Source organism: Kordia sp. SMS9, assembly GCF_003352465.1.
In the GTDB taxonomy this organism is placed as follows: Bacteria; Bacteroidota; Bacteroidia; order Flavobacteriales; family Flavobacteriaceae; genus Kordia.
In genome coordinates this window covers 4,945,746-4,964,515 of sequence record NZ_CP031153.1, presented here as the reverse complement: position 1 = coordinate 4,964,515, position 18,770 = coordinate 4,945,746, and the positions used below count along the sequence as shown (strand labels likewise).

Below are 18,770 nucleotides of genomic sequence, written 5' to 3'. Positions count from 1 at the left end.
CCTATCGGAGTGAAAGCTCTGATAGGTATAATACATACACTTATGAAAAAAAATTATGTAACCATTATAGCTTTACTGGTTTTAGTGTTGTTCTCTAATCATACAACAGCTCAGCAAGATGCACAGTATACACAATACATGTACAATACGCTGAGTATCAACCCTGCGTATGCTGGATCAAGAGATGTGTTTAGTTTTCTAGGATTATACAGATCACAGTGGGTAGGACTAGATGGCGCACCAAGAACGTTTACGGCATCCATGCACTCACCCGTAGGAAAGCGTGTCGGATTAGGTTTGAACATAACCAATGACGAAATATTTATTGCCAAAGAAAGTTACATTGATATTGATTTCAGCTATACGTTAGATGTGGGAACACAAGGACGATTGGCACTAGGAATAAAAGCAGGAGCACACTTATTAGACATTGATTCAAATCGACTGAATACAGGACCATTTAATCCAGGAGATCCTGATGCTTTTATAAATATAGACAGGCGCTTTTCTCCACAATTTGGAGTGGGATTGTATTATCATACCCCAAAATTCTACTTAGGATTGAGCGTGCCAAACATACTTGAAACAGAACACTTTGATGACGCGCCCAATAGTAACAATTCTAGTGCAACAGCAGTAGAACGAGTTAATTATTACCTCATGACAGGCTATATATTTGAACTGTCTAGTGAAGTAAAATTTAAACCTGCAGGATTGGTAAAACTTGTATCAGGTGCACCTTTACAGGTAGATGTGTCTGCTAACTTTCTTATCTATGACAAACTCACGCTTGGAGCTGCTTACAGATGGAGCGCGGCACTCAGCGCCATGGTAGGATTTCAATTATCAGATCAGTTTATGATTGGGTTTGCGTATGACAGAGAAACTACGCAATTACAGCAATTCAATGACGGTTCGTACGAGGTCTTTCTTCGGTATGAACTTTTCAAGAGAAACAAACGTATGGTATCACCAAGATTCTTTTAATCCAACCAAAAAAAGTTACACATGAGACACAGAGTATATACAATCATAGCTTTCTTAATCGTTGGAATTATAGCGGTTAACGCACAAGAAAAAAATATCAAAAAAGGAAATAGTGAGTATGACAAATATGCCTTTATAGATGCGCGTGAAGCGTATTTAAAAGTAGCAGAAGAAGGATATCAATCAACAGAATTATATGCGCGTTTGGGAGATTCGTATTATTTCATAGCAGATTATGAAAATGCGGCAAAATGGTACGGAGCTTTATATAATTTTTCTGAAGAGGTAAATGCCGAATATTTATACAGATATGCACTTTCGTTAAAAAGTACAGAACAATACACAGCTTCTGATGCGATTATGGAAAAATTTTATGAAACTAAAGGCGAAGATTACAGAGCAAAACTATTTGTGAATGAGCGCAATTATTTGCAAGAAATAGAACAACAATCTGGACGTTTCAAGCTTGAAAAAGCAGGGTTTAATTCCGAGCTGTCAGACTTTGCACCTTCGTTTTATCAAAACAGATTGGTTTTTGCGTCCAACAGATCAAATCGTGGCGCTACCAAAAGAATTCACGATTGGAATGAACAACCTTTTTTAGACTTGTATCAAGTAAGTGTTGTTTCAGAAGATGCAGCAACTACCCTTGAAAAAATGCCGAAGGTCATCAATTCTATATATCACGAATCTACAGCAGTATTTACCAAAGATGGAAACACATTCTATTTCACACGAAACAATTATACCAACAAAGAATACAAAGAAGACGAGGAAGGTACAAACCGTTTAAAACTTTATCGAGCCATACGTAAAAATAACAAATGGAACGTTACAGAATTACCCTTTAACAGTGATCAATATTCAGTAGCGCATCCAGCGTTGAGCACTGATGAAAAAACATTATACTTTGCTTCTGATATGCCAGGCGGAAAAGGACAATCAGATCTATACAAAGTAGCCATTAAAGGAACGGAATTTGGCAAACCTACAAACTTAGGAGAAACCATCAATACAGAAGGAAGAGAAACCTTTCCTTTTATCAGTAAAAACAATACACTATATTTTTCATCCGATGGACATGTTGGCCTGGGCGGGTTAGATGTTTTTGTGTCAACAATTGACAGGGCAAATGACTACAGGGAAGTTTTTAACTTGGGGCGCCCCATCAACAGTCCAGAGGATGATTTTACCTTTATCATCAATGAAATTTCAGGCGCAGGATATGTTGCGTCTAATCGTGAAGGTGGTATGGGCAATGATGATATTTACAGCTTTGTGCGTACAGAAAAAATCATTTCAAAATGTGCACAAACGCTTAAAGGTGTTGTGTTGGATGAACAAACTAACAATCCAATTTCGAATGCAAAAGTACTATTGTTAGACAATGACAATAATATGATTGCTCAAACCTTTGCCAAAGATGATGGAAGTTTTGAGTTTCCTTTAGATTGCAACACACTATATGCCATAAGAGCCGCAAAAGAAAATTACGGAACTGCCGAAAAATCATTCGGAACCACTAATGAACTCAATAAAACCCTAAAAAAGACGCTATTCCTCAAAACAGGGAACACGATGGAAAAACCTATTGTGGCTCCTGTAGGTGCTGATTTAGTAAAAATACTCGGACTCAATCCGATCTATTTTGACTTAGACAAAGACTATATCCGAGCGGATGCAGAAATAGAATTACGCAAAGTAATAGCAGTCATGAAATTATATCCAACGATGAAAATTGATGTACGTTCACATACCGATAGTAGAGCAGACGACGATTATAATATGGATTTATCAAACAGACGTGCCAAATCAACTATAGAATTCTTACTAACCAATGGTATTAGTGAAAGTAGACTCAAGGGCAGAGGCTACGGAGAAACGAGGCACGTAAATAGATGTAGTAACGGCGTCCCATGCGCTGAATACGAACATCAATTGAATAGACGAAGTGAGTTTATAATTATTGAAAATTAAAACGATTCGAGTACGTAGTAATTTTTTAACTAAAATACTTCTCTATTTTAGCCCTAAAGTCTCTTTCGCTTTAGGGCTTTGTGTTTTATGGAACATACTAATGTGAATTAAAAATAGTACTGCAGCTTATTTAGCTAATGGCATTTACATTTACAATGAAACGACGCAAAAAACACTGTTCCATCCTTGTTTTTCTACAAATAGTTTATATCTTTCAAACTATAAAATTTCAAATACAACAAAACCGATAACCAAAACTATTCAGCATTGTACCGATTATTCTCTTATTTTTTAGTGACTTTATTTTTGATAAGTTGTTTCAAAAATCCCAAAGAAAATGTTGGAGATCTTGACTTTGAAAACGATTTGCAACGGTATGATTTGTTTGGGAAAGTAAAAAAAGTAGTTTTGATGTTTCCAAAAAAAATAAATGATAATTCTAACGAAGAGAAAACGCTGTGGCAAAGAAAAGCACAAGAATTTTCCAAGGATGGATTTCTTTTAAAAGATGAAAATTATTTCTATGGTAACGACTTTACCAATGGTGTGTATTACACTTATGGAGAAGATAAAGAATTAATTAAAACTTTTAAGAAAAGTGTTGATTATCACTCTGGCAACACGTATACTGAAAGAGAAGAACGCGTGGCGTACGATAAAGAGAAAAGAATGCGCACTTTTAAAAAATACTTAAACCGTGAGTTGCAATATACTGAAATGCGGTATTACGATACTAATGACTTGATCATAAAAAAAGTACGGATTGATTCAAAAGGTAAAACCTCAACATTTACTTATATCAATCAATACAGGCATGACAGTCAACTAATACGTAAAATAGCAGCGTACAATTTTTCTGCAAATGATACCGTTAGAAGATGTAAATATGACACTTTTGGGCGATTGATTAAGGAAACCGATGCATATCATCATACTGAATATACCTACAGAGGAGGTCTTGTAGTTGAAGAGAAAAAATACGATACTCAAAAATCGGGCGAGCAATACAACATTAAAATTATTAAATACAATGAAAAGCACTTTCCTGTGTATGAATCTTATGAAATGAGACTAGACTTTACAACGGAAGAAACGTATGTATATGAATATGATGCAAACGGGAATTGGATCAAACAAATTGTAACCGAAAAAGCGTGGTCACCACCACACAAATTTGAAAAAAAAGAGGAAAACATTCGCGAAATCACCTATTGGGAATAGTAAATTCCTGTAATAAAAACAAAAAATCAACATAACACGATAAAACGTATACTATGAATAATTCTTTAGAGCCTCAAAAAGACACTTCAAACAATATTAAATTCCAACCTATTGAGGATTCCGATCAAAGAAAAGAAGTCGTATTTGTAGAAAGAAGAGGCGCACCAACTATTTTAACAATTCTTGTCATTTTTACCATTATCGGATCTTTATTTTCTATGGGAAAATCACTTCTGTATGATTCCATTTCCTCGTATTTTGGTATGGGAGATTTTATGTACTATTTATATGCAGCTACCTGTGTGGGTACGATGATTGGCGCCATTATGATGTTGTCAAAAAAGAAGATGGGATTGTATATATACTCCGTATGTCAAGCAATTTTTATTTTGCTATTTATTCTAACTCGTATTCCAACGGAAACAGAATATTACTCTACAAGCTGGACTTTACTCGTCGTATTACCTGCGGCAATTTTCTTGTTCTTATATTGGTCAAAAGATATCAGAAATTATTTAACGAAATAATCCACACATCTACACATACAAACAATGCAATTCAAAAAAATCCTTTTCTTTCTCTGTATTTGTGTCAGTGTCAATGCTTGCAAAGAAGTAGATCCGAATAAGCAATTTGACGAAGGAAACTATAAAGATCAACTATACGTAAGCAAAGAAATTGGTTGGCAGCTCAAAGTGCCCAAAGGCTGGGAAATCATTACCAAATCACAAAAAGACGACTATTCACAAAAAGGAAAAAAAGTTTTTAAAGATGTGCATGATATGGATGTAGATGATTCCAGCGTAAAAGATTTGATAGCTTTTAAAAAAGATAAGTACAATATATTTCTGTCAAATTCAGAATCTTTCAAAGAAACCTATGAAGGCGAATGGAAGGAAAGCTCAGCAAATCTTAAATCCATACTTTATGACACTTATAAAAGTAAAGGAATCAACGTAGATTCTATGGCAACAATTACAGAACGTATTGATGGACTCGATTTTGAAAGAATAGGATTTGTCATTTATGGATCGGATGGAGAAGTCATACTCAACCAATTGTATTACAGAAAATTGATCAATGGTGTTGCGTTTAATGTCATCCTAAATTACAACAACGAAAAAGATAAAAGGATCATGCAAGACGCTTTATTCAGTTCAAAATTTAGAAAATAAACACCTGTATGTACGAATTCTTAGAATACACAATCCACATTTTCGAAAACATACTCATGCGTGGATTTTTTTGGTATTCTTTAGGAATCATTGCTTTAAAACTTGCAGATGCCGTAAAACCAAAAATAGTTACGATAGATCGAAAAATTTGTGTAGCTATATTAATTTTGGGAAGCGTATATATTGTTGCTTTTTTGCTGATGTGCTTTATGTTTCGTGACATTGTCAACTTACAGTTTATATTTTCCGATAATCCAGGGAAGTCTCAATGGTATTTTTGGCTTTCGCTATTTACATATCCTGTATTGCTATTTATATACACACAAGTACTTAAAATTGATAAATTAAGAAACTCCATGGAGTTTAGAGGAATTACAGCAATCTTATTTTTGTTGATTAGGTAACATACTTTTTAAATGATGATGTAACATGCAACAGAATTTAAACAAAAGAAATCACCATTTGGCATATTGTAAAATTTGCCATTATCGCGATTATGACAATTCTAAAGGAATTACCTGCGTGCTGACAAAAGCGATTGCCAATTTTGAAAACGAATGTCCTTCGATGCAACTAGATTTTGAAGCACTAGAAGGCATTCAAATAGATATTCAGAATGAAATTGTAACGCTTGTTAAAAAAAACTACTTGCTAAAGTATATTAAAAAGCAATACTACTTCAAACCAAATTATCCATATAAAGCAAACTATCATTCAAAAGAAAACACACACGGACTCAAAATTAAAACGTCTAGAGAAGGAAGTGTTTGGACGATACTAAGTTTTTTAGGTTTTATCATACTTTTATCAATAGGCTTTAATGCTGAAACGTATTTTTATAAAGTGTTGTCTAATTTTTTAGCAGTTTTAGCATTTATTTTTCTTCTTATACGATTGATGATAGATTATTATACTCCCAAAAAAATACTTCTTACCACAGACGAATTCGGTGTTACCATACGCGAAAAGCGATTTTTTTGGCATGACATCGTCGACTATCGTGTATTATACAGATCTGGAGATGAAAAAGGTTATTTTCAACTTATTCTTGGGACGATCAACGAAGGCGTACAAACAATTGATCTCACGAATGTAGACATTACCAAAGCGCAACTCTTAGAAATCTTAAAACTCAATAGAAAAGACTATTTAACACGTTATGAACGCAATCTTCCCGATGTATTTTAATTTTTATTAACTATATTGAAAAAAAATCATACATGAAATACTGTACAGCATGCGGACATTCTATCGCAAACGACGCTAAGTTTTGTCGTGAATGTGGTGAAAAACAAATCATCAAAGAAATTGTAGAGCCAGAAAACGTTCAGGAAACTGAAACTGTTCAACAAACCGAAACTGTTCAACAAACCGAAACTGTTCAGCAAACCGAAACTGTTCAGCAAACAGCGGAAGCCACAAACATTCCTAGAAGCGCTAGAAAACGCATACCACCTTTGTATATATTTCTTTTTTTGTTAGGATTTATAGGACCTTTGTATATGATTAGTTCTACAATTGTCTATTTGTTTTTTGGAACGTTATTTAAGTTTGCCTCATCAGTCTATGTGGTACTTACTGTTGTTATGTCAATTGTTTCATTAACAACCTTCATTGCAATTATACTCATGATGCTAAAACGAAAAAAAGGATTACAGCTCTATTTTATAAGTCAAATCATTTATGTAATAGTTGCTATATTTTTGTCCGTATCATTATATCAAGAAAAGGGTGGAAGTGAATTGGCAAACGCTATTATAATTTTATTAATTATTCCTGCAATCATTTTTCTAATTATTTTTAGGATGAAAAAATTCCAAGAGTACCTACACTAACCACACAAAAAAACAATACAATTACACATGCACTTCGGTTTCGGGTTTAAAAGTTCTACCTTATTAATATTCTTTGTTCATGGAATCATATTTACGTTGTTATTGCTGTACAAAGGCATTCGCAACGGACACAAATCGAGTTTTTGGCTGGCTGCGTTTATCTTTTTATGTACGATGTATATTGCACCTTTCATGTTAGGATATGCAGGTTGGTATGGCATAGATACGTATCGGGAAATTTTATTCTTTGTACCATTTCAACAACTATTTTTATTGCCACCATTCTTATATTTTTATGTAAAAAGTTCGTTGAATCCTTGCTTTCGTTTTAAAAGAAAAGATTGGCTTCACTTTGTACCTGCCATCATGTATGCAATATATAGTTTGATGGTTTGGGTGACAGATACTCTAATTTTAGATGAATATTACTTTTACGCAGACCAACGCGATAAGGATTTCTCCGCGTGGTATCAAATTGCAGGTTTTGTGATGTTGGTGTTTTACTTGTTTGAATCGTTAAAATTATATGCGAAATACAAAAAGAAAACCTATGAAACGGTAAGTTTTGCCGATTCCATTTTGCACGTGTGGATTCAACGGTTTCTCATTGCATTCTTAGGATTATTGCTCATTCGTGCCTTATTTTTTATCATCAATCCTGAATGGGCAAATTTTGGAAGGAAGTACTGGTATTATCTCGCGTTTTCAATTTTGTTCTATTACATCGCTTTGAGCGGATACGTACATAGCATCAAAATAAATCTTCAGTTTTTACCCAAATTAGATTCGAATACAACGATGGACTTTCTCGCGGAAGCGGATCATCAAGAAAAGCCTGCTGAAAATTCAGAAAAAACACAAGTCAGCATTACAGAAGAAGACAAAATATTGCAGCAACAACTAGAACAATTCATGACAGAAGAACAATTGTTTGCCAATCCAAGCTTGACACTATTTGATGTTGCTTCAAAGCTCAATACACATCCAAAAAAAGTGTCAAATATCATCAACAAAGGTTTCAAAATGAACTTTAACGACTTTGTAAATACGTACAGAACGAAAGAAGTCATAAAAAAAGTAGAAGCCAACGAAAATAACATTAAAACCTTGTTGGGAATCGCGCTAGAATCTGGATTTAACTCAAAATCAACATTTAACAGAGCTTTTAAAAAGCACACACAACAAACTCCGAAAGAATATTTTAGCAAAAAAGACTCCTAAAAAAGTGTCAAATCACGATTTGGCGCGCTTTGTATATAGAAGATGCGCACATTTGTAATATCAAAAAACGCAAATAATATACTTATGAAATGTAAAATAATCTTCTTAGCTTTCTTTTTAACTTCTCTGTTCGCATTTGGACAAAAATTAACGAAAGCACAACGCACCCAACTCAACAAAATAGCCCTACAAGATATTCCAAAAGTTGCCCCAGGCATTGCCGTAGGAATTGTTCAAAATGGTAAAACGATCTATACCAAATATGCAGGATATGCCAACTTAAAAGACAGTATTCAAATTGGCAAATCATCACGATTCAATATCGCTTCTAACGGAAAACAATTTACGGCTTTTGCTATATTAACCCTAGAAGAAAAAGGCAAACTCAGTTTGGAAGATGACATTCGCAAGTATGTGCCAAATCTTTTAAAAAACATCCAACATCCAATCAAAATAAAACATTTATTAAATCATTCTAGTGGCATACGAGGTGTATATAGATTGTGGAGTTTGCAAGGATACACTTGGTGGAAACAAAAATTTGACAATGCAGATGTGATGGAATTACTGGAAAAGCAATACGAACTTAACTTTGTGCCAGGGACCAAATATTCATACACCAATTCCAATTACATCATATTGACGCAAATTGTAGAAAAAGTAACAGGAATGACTTTTGTAGCGTATACCGATCAAATGTTTACAGATTTAGGAATGCCGAATACGTCGTTTGTAGATGATTATGAAAACATCAAAGGTCCAATAGCAAAGCCGTATTTCAATTTTAATACTTGGACTACCTACGATTGGACGTGCAATGTACATGGAGATGGAAACTTATTTTCTACATTGGAAGATCAATTGCATTGGGAAAAAATACTGCACACAAAAAAAAGCGATGTGTTCTCCAAAGAAATCTTAGAAAAAAGTCAACAATTGATCAAAAATTCAAAAATTAAAAAGTACGGTTATGGTGTAGAACGTGGCGAACATAGAAATGAAAAATACCGTTTTCACGGCGGTTCTACAGGTGCATGGAAAGCCATTACCGCACGATTTGAAACTGGGAATTTCACAGTTGTAACGATCATTAATTCGGGAAAAATTGATCCGATGATGCTCACCTTGCAAATGGCAGATGTCCTGTTGAATAAAACAAGCGAAAAAGAAACCTTTGCTATTGTTCCAGCAGCTGTAGGAGCGAAGGTAACCACTAAGGATATTTTAGGAACGTATCGTACGGAAGGTGGGTATATTATGAAATTTGAAGAGCGTGAAGGTAAATTATATATGATTCGATCGGGAAGAAATGATATCGAACTCGTTAGAGAAGACGACAATATCTTCCATCAGTGGAATGACGCGCCTTTCAAGCAAGAATTTACCAAAAATAAAAAAGGCGCCATGCAAATTACGGCGTATTATCCAACAGTTCCACCATTTACACTCACACGTATTGAAAGTGATTTAAGTAAATTTGACTATACGGCGCTCAACGGTTCTTTCTTAAATGATGAAATCAATGTTTCGTTTACCATCAAAAATCTTGGGAAGGAAAATTATGAAGTGACGCTAGGAGCGGAAAAAATGAAAGGGCTCTTGATATATGATAATGAAATGTTAGTAGATGACTACAATCTGTCGTTTACAACTGATAAAAAAGGAAACATCAATGAAATACTCGTTTCTACAGGACGTATAGAAAATTTGCGCTTTGTGCGAAAGTAGCAAAATACAGATAAATTATTACGCAGACTAATCATGTGTATCCATTAAAACCGATTCATTGCTAAATTCAAAAAACACTGTATGGAAAATGATGTATATTCATTTACTGTACAGTGTTTATACCAATTTTATAGTTTAATTGGTATTATATGCTGTAAGAAATAATAGAAATCAACAAAAAGTCAGCAAACTTCCAGCAATTCAACTCAAAAAAACAACAAGTACAATAGCGATTGAGAAAAACTGTAACTCCTTTTTTAAAAAAAAATCTTACCTTTAAAAAGAGTTCCAAAAAAATATTAGCATGTCTCAACAACTCAAAAATTTTAAGCGCGATCAAATACGGATTGCTCAAAAAAGACTCAAAACAGCGTATCCAAAAGAATTAACGATTGTAGCGGAAGGCGATTCGTGGTTTGCCTATCCGTTGCGAAAAGATATTATTGACTATCTCATCAAAAAAGGCTATGCCATTGATAAATATGCCAAAGCGGGCGATACGCTCGAAAATATGGTGTACGGAACGGAAATCAAGCGCCGCCGCAGTTCGGTACAAAATGAAGGTGCAATTTCGCTGCAAAAAACGTTGAATTCCATTCGAAAACACAAACCTAAAATTGTACTCTTTAGCGCAGGTGGCAACGATATTGTGGGAAGTGAAATTCTAGGCTATTTAAACCACGAAGTATCCAGACCTGCAAGTTTGATCAATACAGAAATATTTCAAGCGCGTTTGCAAGAAATGAAAACGGCGGTGGAATTTTTTATCAAATCGGTGCGTACGACCAATGTCGATTGTAACATTTTAATGGATGGCTACGATTATGCAAAAGTCAACGGAAAAGGCTATAATTTTATCTTTAGAAACATCAAAGGTCCGTGGTTGTTGCCTTCGTTTGGTATGAAAAACATCACACGAAAAGAAGATCATGAAGCCATTATCAAATACTTAGTAGACGAATTTAATGAAATGCTCATTGGATTGGATGCACAATACGAAAACTTTCATCACATAGACTTGCGTGGAGAATTCCCAGAAGATTCGCAGTGGGACAACGAAATTCATTTGAAAAATTCGGGCTACCGAAAAATTGCGAACATCTATCACGAAAAAATAACGGAAGTCATTCAAGAAGATCCTGTAAAAGTCTTTAGGCATTTAATTGTGTAGCTTCTTTAATTTGAGAAAGTGAAGATGTGTCAGTTTGAAAAATCAATAAATAGAGAAATAGCAAACAATCTTGCGTCAAGTTGAACTTTTACATTGAGCGGATTCCAAGTGTGATTCAGCGTCCCATAACAATGCGTAAGATTCCGTATCATACTTTGTTAAACTCAGTATAAAAGTACGGAATGACAAGAATTTTAAACAAAATTAATTTTAGCTTAGAAACAGATTGCCACGTCGCTATGCTCCTCGCAAGGACGGTTCTAATACATCTAAAAGCAAACCGCATCTACACATCATCCGTAAAATGCTTCTTACTTTTTTCTTTACTAAATTTATCTTTATTATATGTTGAAGATTGACCTTTCGGGATAGACAACGAAGTCCATTCATCAGAACGAATCAACTTGGCAACATATACCAACTGCCCAATATGATACGGATAATGACACAATTGCCGCGTAATAGCTTCCAAAACCGTGTGTCCTTGATTTCGAATGTAAATAATGCGTGAAACATCGTCCGCTTGCAATGGATGGATCGCAGTAAACAAACATTGCCAGCCTTTTTCCCATGCAGCCATCATTTCAGCTTTGGTTTTATACGTAGCTTCAAATTCAGCATCGCGATGTCGCCATTCCTTTTCGCCATCTTCCGTGAGGAAATTGGTCCAACGACTCAGCATATTCCCTACAATATGTTTTACGATGATGGAAATACTATTGCTGTCTTCATTGGCTTGCCAGTGAATATCAGCATCGTTCAATTGTGCAAAGGTTTTATCGCCCAAACTTTTATAATAAGCGAATTGTTTTTTGGTACTTTCTAAATAATTGACTGCAATAGTAGTACTCATGCAACATGAAGTTTTTGGTTAAAATATGTACTTAAATACTGTTGAATATCTTTTGTTTCTCTGGAATCATCAAGTTTCACAGTATGCTCAATAATCTTCTCTTTCTTATTGAGAAATTCCACCATCAATTTCTCATCTCTGAGTACAATCTGTTGAATTTTACCAAGCGGAATCTTGAAATACTGGGTTTTATAGCGATAATCAAGAAAGTGTATCAGCGTTCCTAAAAGCAAGATGCCACCAGAAAAATTAACTTCATTATTCAAAAGAAGAAAGACAAAAGCGATGGCAAGAATAGTATACACCACTTTAATGATATGGTGAGAAACATAAAAAAATGTCAAACGTGGCACTTCAGTTTCTTCTAAAATTTGACACGTTTCCCAATTTCCATGATCGCTGAAATAGAAAAAATCTTCATCAACATTCAAGTATCCTTTTTTCAACACAAAGTAGCGTTTTTCCATGCACTCAAGATACAGAAAAAATCAAAAACGAAGCTAAATCGATCAACAAAAACGAATGTTATTTAAAACAATTCCAGATAAGGGTGACGTGAATTACATATTATAATTTTTTTAGTTTTTTTTTTATTTTTACAATAAAAAGAAAAAATGCTTCCGAATGTCGATATAAAGAATGAATTACTAAAGGAAAGAGCAAACACTGTCAACGAAGAAAATCTCACCGCTTGGATTGCTGATATCTTTCAGCAAGTTGACAAATCAAGAGCAGAAATCCTTCAAAAATTAAACGATGCTTCAGGTGGAAACACTACGAATCAATTTGATATAGACAACATAGACAGTCAATCCGTCTTTCACATCAGTCAAATAGAAAAAGTATGTGTTACGTACAGATTACGTTTCTTAGATACCAAATATTTTAAAGGTGAATATCCTGAAGAAGCGATCTCTGCCATTACCAACATTGAAAAACAACACAACACTACGTTGAGTGGCTTTAAAATTATTGCGCCTTCCAAACTATTTGTACTCAAAGAAGCAGACGATCCACTATTATTTGCGCCTATTGGAAATGGATATTATTACCTAATTCACAAATGGGGAAATGACTTAAATTTCTTTAGAAAATTCAAATATTGGCCCATCCGAAACGAATACAACTTTTTATTATTTTCGGTAGTTATCAGTATTTTAGGAACTTGGTTAACCTATTCCATCTTCTCTAAAGAACCCAATCCCTCATACGCTGTAATCTTATTTATGTTTCACTTCAAATCAATGATTGCAGTTGCCATATTTTACGGTGTAGCTTCGGGGAAAAACTTTAACAAATACATTTGGAAAAGTATCTATAACAAATTGAATTAAAGCGTTTCAAACATAAAAAAATCCTGAATTATACAATCGTAATTCAGGATTTTTTGATTGGTATTAGTAGCCAATTCAATGTATCAATTTGGTAATTTGAAAATGTGTCAATGAAGTTTCATACGAAATTCTTTTTCCCAAAATACCAATAGCAAAGCAAGTCTATAAGTGCGTTAGCACGGTCTAATATCCAATAGCGAAGCGGTCTAACAGCAAAGCGCATCCAATTCAATATATCAATTTGGTAATTTGAAAATGTATCAATGAAATTTCATACGAAATTCTTCTTCCCAAAATACCAATAGCGAAGCGGTCTAACAGCAAAGCGCATTCAATTCAATGTATCAATTTGGTAATTTGAAAATGTGTCAATGAAGTTTCATACGAAATTCTTCTTCCCAAAATACCAATAGCAAAGCAAGTCTATAAGTGCGTTAGCACGGTCTAACATCTAACAGCGATACTAAAATACGAAGCTGATACTAATATACTAAAAGCGATAGCGCATCCAATTCAATGTATCAATTTGGTAATTTGAAAATGTATCAATGAAGTTTCATACAAAATTCATCTTGCCAAAATACCAATAGCAAAGCAAGTCTAAAAGTGCGTTAGCACGGTCTAATATCCAATAGCGAAGCGGTCTAACAGCAAAGCGCATCCAATTCAATGTATCAATTTGGTAATTTGAAAATGTGTCAATGAAGTTTCATACGAAATTCTTCTTCCCAAAACACCAATAGCAAAGCAAGTCTATAAGTGCGTTAGCACGGTCTAATATCCAATAGCGAAGCGGTCTAACAGCAAAGCGCATTCAATTCAATGTATCAATTTGGTAATTTGAAAATGTGTCAATGAAGTTTCATACGAAATTCTTCTTCCCAAAATACCAATAGCGAAGCAAGTCTATAAGTACGTTAGCACGGTCTAATATCCAATAGCGAAGCGGTCTAACAGCAAAGCGTATCCAATTCAATATATCAATTTGGTAATTTGAAAATGTGTCAATGAAGTTTCATACGAAATTCTTCTTCCCAAAATACCAATAGCAAAGCAAGTCTATAAGTGCGTTAGCACGGTCTAATATCCAATAGCGAAGCGGTCTAACAGCAAAGCGCGTCTAATTTTCCGGTACAAACTTCAACGCCACACCATTAATACAATGTCTTTTTCCTGTAGGTTTTGGTCCATCGTTAAATACGTGTCCTAAATGCCCGCCGCAAGTGGCGCAGTGTTCTTCGGTGCGCGCGTAGCCAATCTTATAATCGGTGCTAAACGACACATTTCCTTCAATCTCTTTATAAAAACTTGGCCAACCTGTTCCAGAATCAAACTTAGTTTCGCTTTCAAACAATGGCGTATTACAACCTGCACAATGATAGGTTCCTGCTTTATAATTTTTATTCAACGGACTTGTAAAGGCGCGTTCGGTTCCAGCTTCTCTCAGTACGTAAAATGCTTCTGGACTCAATTGCTTTTTCCATTCTGCTTCGGTTTTAGTGACCTTAAATGTTTCTTCTTTGGTATTTTTGTCTGCTTTCTTTTGAGCAGAACTTGTACAACTAAATAACATGCCCATCAAGGCAACTAAAAAAATCTTTTTCATCTATTCTTGTTTAAACGTTTTTTTTCAATTTTACTGTAAAAATACGGCTTTTTACACAAACAGTCTGTCGTAACAAACATCCCATCATTACGAAAAGGATTTCGTTTTAATATTCCGTTAACAGTCGCACAATTATAGCAATTATGTCATATTAATTGATTAATTTTAAAGTCATTACCACAAATCAACCAGAAAAAGGAAAAATAGCACATGAAAGTACTGTTCTTTACCAAAGAATTTCCGCCGTATGTTTATGGAGGTGCTGGAGTTCACGTAGAATATTTAGCAGATGAATTGAAACAACTCATGGAAGTTGAGGTACGTAGTTTTGGCGATCAAGATGTCCAAGGTGAAAACCTCAGCATTGCAGGGTTTTTAGGTACTCACAACGATTTTGAAAACACAGATAAAAAGCTGAAAACAGTTTTCAATACCATGCAAACCAATTTGCACATGAATGCCAATGGCATCGATGCTGATGTGGTACATTGTCATACATGGTATGCGCAATTTGCAGGAATCATGGCGAAATTGTGTTACGGAAAGCCGTTGGTAATTACGACGCATTCGCTAGAACCATTACGACCGTGGAAACGTGAGCAATTAGGTCGCGGATACGATGCTTCTTCATGGATTGAAAAAACAGCCATCGAAATGGCCGATGCAATCATTGCCGTTTCTGAAGAAACGAAAGTAGACGTCTTGAAACATTTCAACGTAAATGAAGAAAAGATACAAGTCATTTACAACGGAATCAATCTACAGCAGTATCAATTCACACCCGAAAAAGGCATCCTTGAAAAATTTAAGATAGATTCAACAAAACCGTATGTGCTTTTTGTGGGACGAATTACACGTCAAAAAGGAATCATTCACTTGGTAAATGCCATCAAACATATTGACGCAGACACGCAAATTGTATTGTGTGCGGGTGCACCAGATACGGAAGACATCGCGAAAGAAATGCAGGAAAGTGTGGCAGCAATTAAAGAAACGCGCGACAATGTGTTTTGGATTGAAGAAATGTTGCCAAAACCAGAAATCATTCAACTATATTCACACGCTACCGTTTTTTGTTGTCCGTCCATTTACGAACCATTCGGTATTATCAATATTGAAGCCATGGCTTGTAAAACGGCAGTCGTAGCCAGTGCTGTTGGCGGCATTAAAGAAGTCGTAATTCCGAACGAAACAGGAATTCTCGTTTCTGTGGAACAACAAGACGCAGCACCTTTTGAACCTATGGATCCTGAAAAATTTGCGAAAGATCTAGCGGATGGCATCAACAAAGTGGTCAATGATGACAAACTTAGAGCCCACATGGAAACAGAAGGTAGAAAACGCGTAGAAGACTTTTTTGACTGGAAAGCCATTGCAAAACAAACTGAAAACCTATATAAATCCATCATATAATTTACCATGATTAACGACAAAGTACTAAGTATTATTCTCGGAGGCGGACAAGGTTCACGACTCTATCCATTAACGGAAGCACGTTCTAAGCCAGCGGTGCCAATTGCTGGAAAATATAGATTGGTAGACATTCCAATTTCCAACTGTATCAATTCGGACATTAAACGTATGTATGTGTTAACGCAGTTCAATTCGGCTTCGTTGAACAAGCATATTTCAAATACCTATCACTTTAGTTTCTTTAGTTCGGCTTTTGTAGATGTCCTTGCGGCTGAACAGACCATTACGAGTGACAAGTGGTTTCAAGGAACGGCAGATGCAGTACGACAAAGCATGCATCACTTCTTAAAAAATGATTTTGAGTACGCACTGATCCTTTCGGGAGATCAATTGTATCAGATGGATTTTAATGAAATGATCAAACGGCATGAAGCATCAAACGCAGAAATCTCTATTGCTACGTACCCAGTGAATGCAAAAGATGCAACGTCGTTTGGAATCCTAAAAACGAATGAGGAAAACGTCATTACGTCTTTTATTGAAAAGCCAGCGGCAGACTTATTGCCAGATTGGACATCGGATGTAGGCGAAGAAATGGAAAGAGAAGGGCGAAAATACTTAGCTTCTATGGGAATTTATATTTTCAATAGAGATTTGCTCATCAAACTCATGGACAATCCAGATACGGTTGATTTCGGAAAAGAAATCATTCCGCAAAGTATCAACGATCATAAAACCGTGAGTTTTCAGTATCAAGGCTATTGGACAGATATTGGAAACATTGATTCCTTCTTTGAAGCCAATTTGGGATTAACGGACGACATTCCAAAATTTAACCTATACGATCAAAAACGACGGATATACACTAACGCACGTATTTTAGCGACTTCTAAAATTTCAGGAACCACACTGAACAAAACGGTCATTTCTGATGGTTGTATCATTCAGGCTTCCAAAATTGAGCGTTCTGTCATCGGAATTCGTTCTCGTATTGGAAAAGATACGGTCATCATCAACACCTACATGATGGGAAGTGATACCTATGAATCATTAGAAGAAATTGAAAAAAAGAAAATTGACATTCTTTCGGGAATCGGGGAGCGTTGTTACATTAAAAACGCTATCATTGATAAAAACTGTCGTATTGGCGATGATGTAAAAATAAACGGTGGCCCAGACTTACAAGATGTGGAAACGGACACTTATTTTGTCAAAGACGGCATTGTGGTGATCAAAAAAGATTCGGTTATTCCTAAGGGAACGATCATACAATAACCTTCAGCTTCTATAAAGTTGAAGGTTATTGAATCCCGTTGTAGAACGGGATTTTTTTTTGAACTTTAGTTTCGTCAAACCGAACTCTTGTGCTGAGCTTGATTCAGTATGATTCGGTTTTTCATAATCGTTTAAAGCGAATATAACGGATTTCTAAATCAAGTTTAGTAATATACTGATGAAAATCTCGTTACCATAGTAAGGGATTTTATTTATCTCTAAAAACATTAACACAAAAATTAGAATCATGGAAAAAACTGTAAAGAAAATTTTAGCTTTCAAACAAAATGAAATCAAAGAAAACAAAGAATTAGAAGTAAAGGGTGGCGCTCATATTGATTATTCGACGCAGTGGCATCAAATTAACAATTATTTCTAGATCTATGTTTTAGAAAAATGTTATAAAATTATTGCAACAATCCCGTTAATTAAGCGGGATTTTTATTGTTGTTACATATTTTAATCTTCTTCAATAATTATTTCTGTAGGTTTTCTGGTAGAAAAATGAATCGTAAAGAGCACGAATAAAAAAATAAAAAACACATATTCTGGAAGTTTCAATTTTACACTAATAATAGTATACGCTATGGATACAAGGATGAGTATTAGGAAGCGTAGTAAGGTGAAATTTTTTCCTCTTCGGAAACTAGTTGTGAAGTTTTTTATAAGTTCTGTATTCTTATAGATTGAACACAGCATTGATCCCTTAAAAATACTTGTGGTTGTAAACCTAATTTCATAGTTATTACCGCGATCGTCTTGAAATTCATGAACACTCTGTAGCTTTAAATTTCTTCGCTCGGAAACCAACTCTTCATTTAGGAACACTTTTTCTTTTCCCGTATTCGATCCAAAAAAACGAATTGTATTGACTCCGTCGTTGTGTACGAGCCAAATTCCCTTAGCTATACTTCCTTGTGATGTAGTTGGTAACATAGTTGTTGAAGTGTTTGGTGCTTAATGCGTTGGTTATT

At 35.0% G+C, this 18,770-nt stretch carries 19 protein-coding genes; 15 read left to right on the top strand and 4 right to left on the bottom strand.

Features of this window, described 5'->3' with window-relative positions; all coding sequences use genetic code 11:
* Positions 1-42: 42 nt before the first annotated feature.
* The 11 genes from KORDIASMS9_RS21020 to KORDIASMS9_RS20970 all read left to right on the top strand — a co-directional run bounded on the left by KORDIASMS9_RS21020 (position 43) and on the right by KORDIASMS9_RS20970 (position 11,315).
* Entirely contained in the window at positions 43-987 is a 945-nt protein-coding gene (locus KORDIASMS9_RS21020; protein WP_114904746.1) for a type IX secretion system membrane protein PorP/SprF, read from the top strand.
* A 21-nt stretch (positions 988-1,008) separates the two neighbouring features.
* On the top strand, positions 1,009-2,964 hold the full coding sequence (locus KORDIASMS9_RS21015) for an OmpA family protein (protein WP_114904745.1): 1,956 nt from the start codon (positions 1,009-1,011) through the stop codon (positions 2,962-2,964).
* Between the two features lie 267 nt (positions 2,965-3,231).
* The gene (locus KORDIASMS9_RS21010; protein WP_162820095.1) at positions 3,232-4,185 is read left to right on the top strand and encodes a hypothetical protein; all 954 of its coding nucleotides are present in this window, start codon (positions 3,232-3,234) and stop codon (positions 4,183-4,185) included.
* Positions 4,186-4,238: 53 nt separating this feature from the next.
* Positions 4,239-4,712, top strand: a complete 474-nt coding sequence (locus KORDIASMS9_RS21005) for a hypothetical protein (protein ID WP_114904743.1) — start codon at positions 4,239-4,241, stop codon at positions 4,710-4,712.
* A 24-nt stretch (positions 4,713-4,736) separates the two neighbouring features.
* A complete protein-coding gene (locus KORDIASMS9_RS21000; RefSeq protein ID WP_114904742.1) occupies positions 4,737-5,360 on the top strand; it encodes a hypothetical protein in 624 nt (207 codons plus the stop codon).
* Positions 5,361-5,416: 56 nt separating this feature from the next.
* The gene (locus tag KORDIASMS9_RS20995; protein ID WP_162820094.1) at positions 5,417-5,764 is read left to right on the top strand and encodes a hypothetical protein; all 348 of its coding nucleotides are present in this window, start codon (positions 5,417-5,419) and stop codon (positions 5,762-5,764) included.
* Positions 5,765-5,789: 25 nt separating this feature from the next.
* On the top strand, positions 5,790-6,548 hold the full coding sequence (locus KORDIASMS9_RS20990) for a hypothetical protein (protein ID WP_114904740.1): 759 nt from the start codon (positions 5,790-5,792) through the stop codon (positions 6,546-6,548).
* 32 nt (positions 6,549-6,580) lie between these two features.
* On the top strand, positions 6,581-7,195 hold the full coding sequence (locus tag KORDIASMS9_RS20985; protein WP_114904739.1) for a zinc-ribbon domain-containing protein: 615 nt from the start codon (positions 6,581-6,583) through the stop codon (positions 7,193-7,195).
* 27 nt (positions 7,196-7,222) lie between these two features.
* Positions 7,223-8,416 carry an AraC family transcriptional regulator gene (locus KORDIASMS9_RS20980; protein WP_114904738.1) on the top strand — a complete coding sequence of 398 codons (1,194 nt, stop codon included), beginning with the start codon at positions 7,223-7,225 and terminating at the stop codon, positions 8,414-8,416.
* Between the two features lie 84 nt (positions 8,417-8,500).
* The gene (locus KORDIASMS9_RS20975) at positions 8,501-10,144 is read left to right on the top strand and encodes a serine hydrolase (protein WP_162820093.1); all 1,644 of its coding nucleotides are present in this window, start codon (positions 8,501-8,503) and stop codon (positions 10,142-10,144) included.
* 304 nt (positions 10,145-10,448) lie between these two features.
* Positions 10,449-11,315 (top strand): SGNH/GDSL hydrolase family protein, encoded by an 867-nt coding sequence (locus KORDIASMS9_RS20970; protein WP_114904736.1) that lies wholly within the window; start codon positions 10,449-10,451, stop codon positions 11,313-11,315.
* A gap of 286 nt (positions 11,316-11,601) precedes the next feature.
* Here KORDIASMS9_RS20970 and KORDIASMS9_RS20965 read toward each other — a convergent pair whose 3' ends face one another.
* Positions 11,602-12,168: a DUF1572 domain-containing protein gene (locus KORDIASMS9_RS20965; protein ID WP_114904735.1), complete on the bottom strand. Its 567-nt coding sequence runs from the start codon at positions 12,166-12,168 to the stop codon at positions 11,602-11,604.
* Positions 12,165-12,635: a hypothetical protein gene (locus KORDIASMS9_RS20960; RefSeq protein ID WP_114904734.1), complete on the bottom strand. Its 471-nt coding sequence runs from the start codon at positions 12,633-12,635 to the stop codon at positions 12,165-12,167. Before KORDIASMS9_RS20960 ends, KORDIASMS9_RS20965 begins: the two co-directional genes overlap by 4 nt.
* 147 nt (positions 12,636-12,782) lie before the next feature.
* On the opposite strand from KORDIASMS9_RS20960, the gene KORDIASMS9_RS20955 reads away from it, so the two are divergent.
* Positions 12,783-13,502, top strand: coding sequence for a hypothetical protein (locus tag KORDIASMS9_RS20955; protein WP_114904733.1), 720 nt, complete (start codon positions 12,783-12,785; stop codon positions 13,500-13,502).
* A gap of 1,120 nt (positions 13,503-14,622) precedes the next feature.
* On the opposite strand, the gene msrB is transcribed toward KORDIASMS9_RS20955, so the two are convergent.
* The gene (msrB, locus tag KORDIASMS9_RS20950) at positions 14,623-15,108 is read right to left on the bottom strand and encodes a peptide-methionine (R)-S-oxide reductase MsrB (RefSeq protein WP_114904732.1); all 486 of its coding nucleotides are present in this window, start codon (positions 15,106-15,108) and stop codon (positions 14,623-14,625) included.
* Between the two features lie 210 nt (positions 15,109-15,318).
* Here msrB and glgA point away from each other — a divergent pair, with 210 nt between their 5' ends.
* The 3 genes from glgA to KORDIASMS9_RS23955 all read left to right on the top strand — a co-directional run bounded on the left by glgA (position 15,319) and on the right by KORDIASMS9_RS23955 (position 18,175).
* Positions 15,319-16,521 carry a glycogen synthase gene (gene glgA / locus KORDIASMS9_RS20945; RefSeq protein WP_114904731.1) on the top strand — a complete coding sequence of 401 codons (1,203 nt, stop codon included), beginning with the start codon at positions 15,319-15,321 and terminating at the stop codon, positions 16,519-16,521.
* A gap of 6 nt (positions 16,522-16,527) precedes the next feature.
* Positions 16,528-17,796 carry a glucose-1-phosphate adenylyltransferase gene (locus KORDIASMS9_RS20940; protein ID WP_114904730.1) on the top strand — a complete coding sequence of 423 codons (1,269 nt, stop codon included), beginning with the start codon at positions 16,528-16,530 and terminating at the stop codon, positions 17,794-17,796.
* Between the two features lie 247 nt (positions 17,797-18,043).
* Positions 18,044-18,175 carry a hypothetical protein gene (locus tag KORDIASMS9_RS23955; protein WP_256387002.1) on the top strand — a complete coding sequence of 44 codons (132 nt, stop codon included), beginning with the start codon at positions 18,044-18,046 and terminating at the stop codon, positions 18,173-18,175.
* A gap of 80 nt (positions 18,176-18,255) precedes the next feature.
* Here KORDIASMS9_RS23955 and KORDIASMS9_RS20935 read toward each other — a convergent pair whose 3' ends face one another.
* On the bottom strand, positions 18,256-18,732 hold the full coding sequence (locus tag KORDIASMS9_RS20935; protein ID WP_114904729.1) for a hypothetical protein: 477 nt from the start codon (positions 18,730-18,732) through the stop codon (positions 18,256-18,258).
* Positions 18,733-18,770 lie beyond the last annotated feature (38 nt).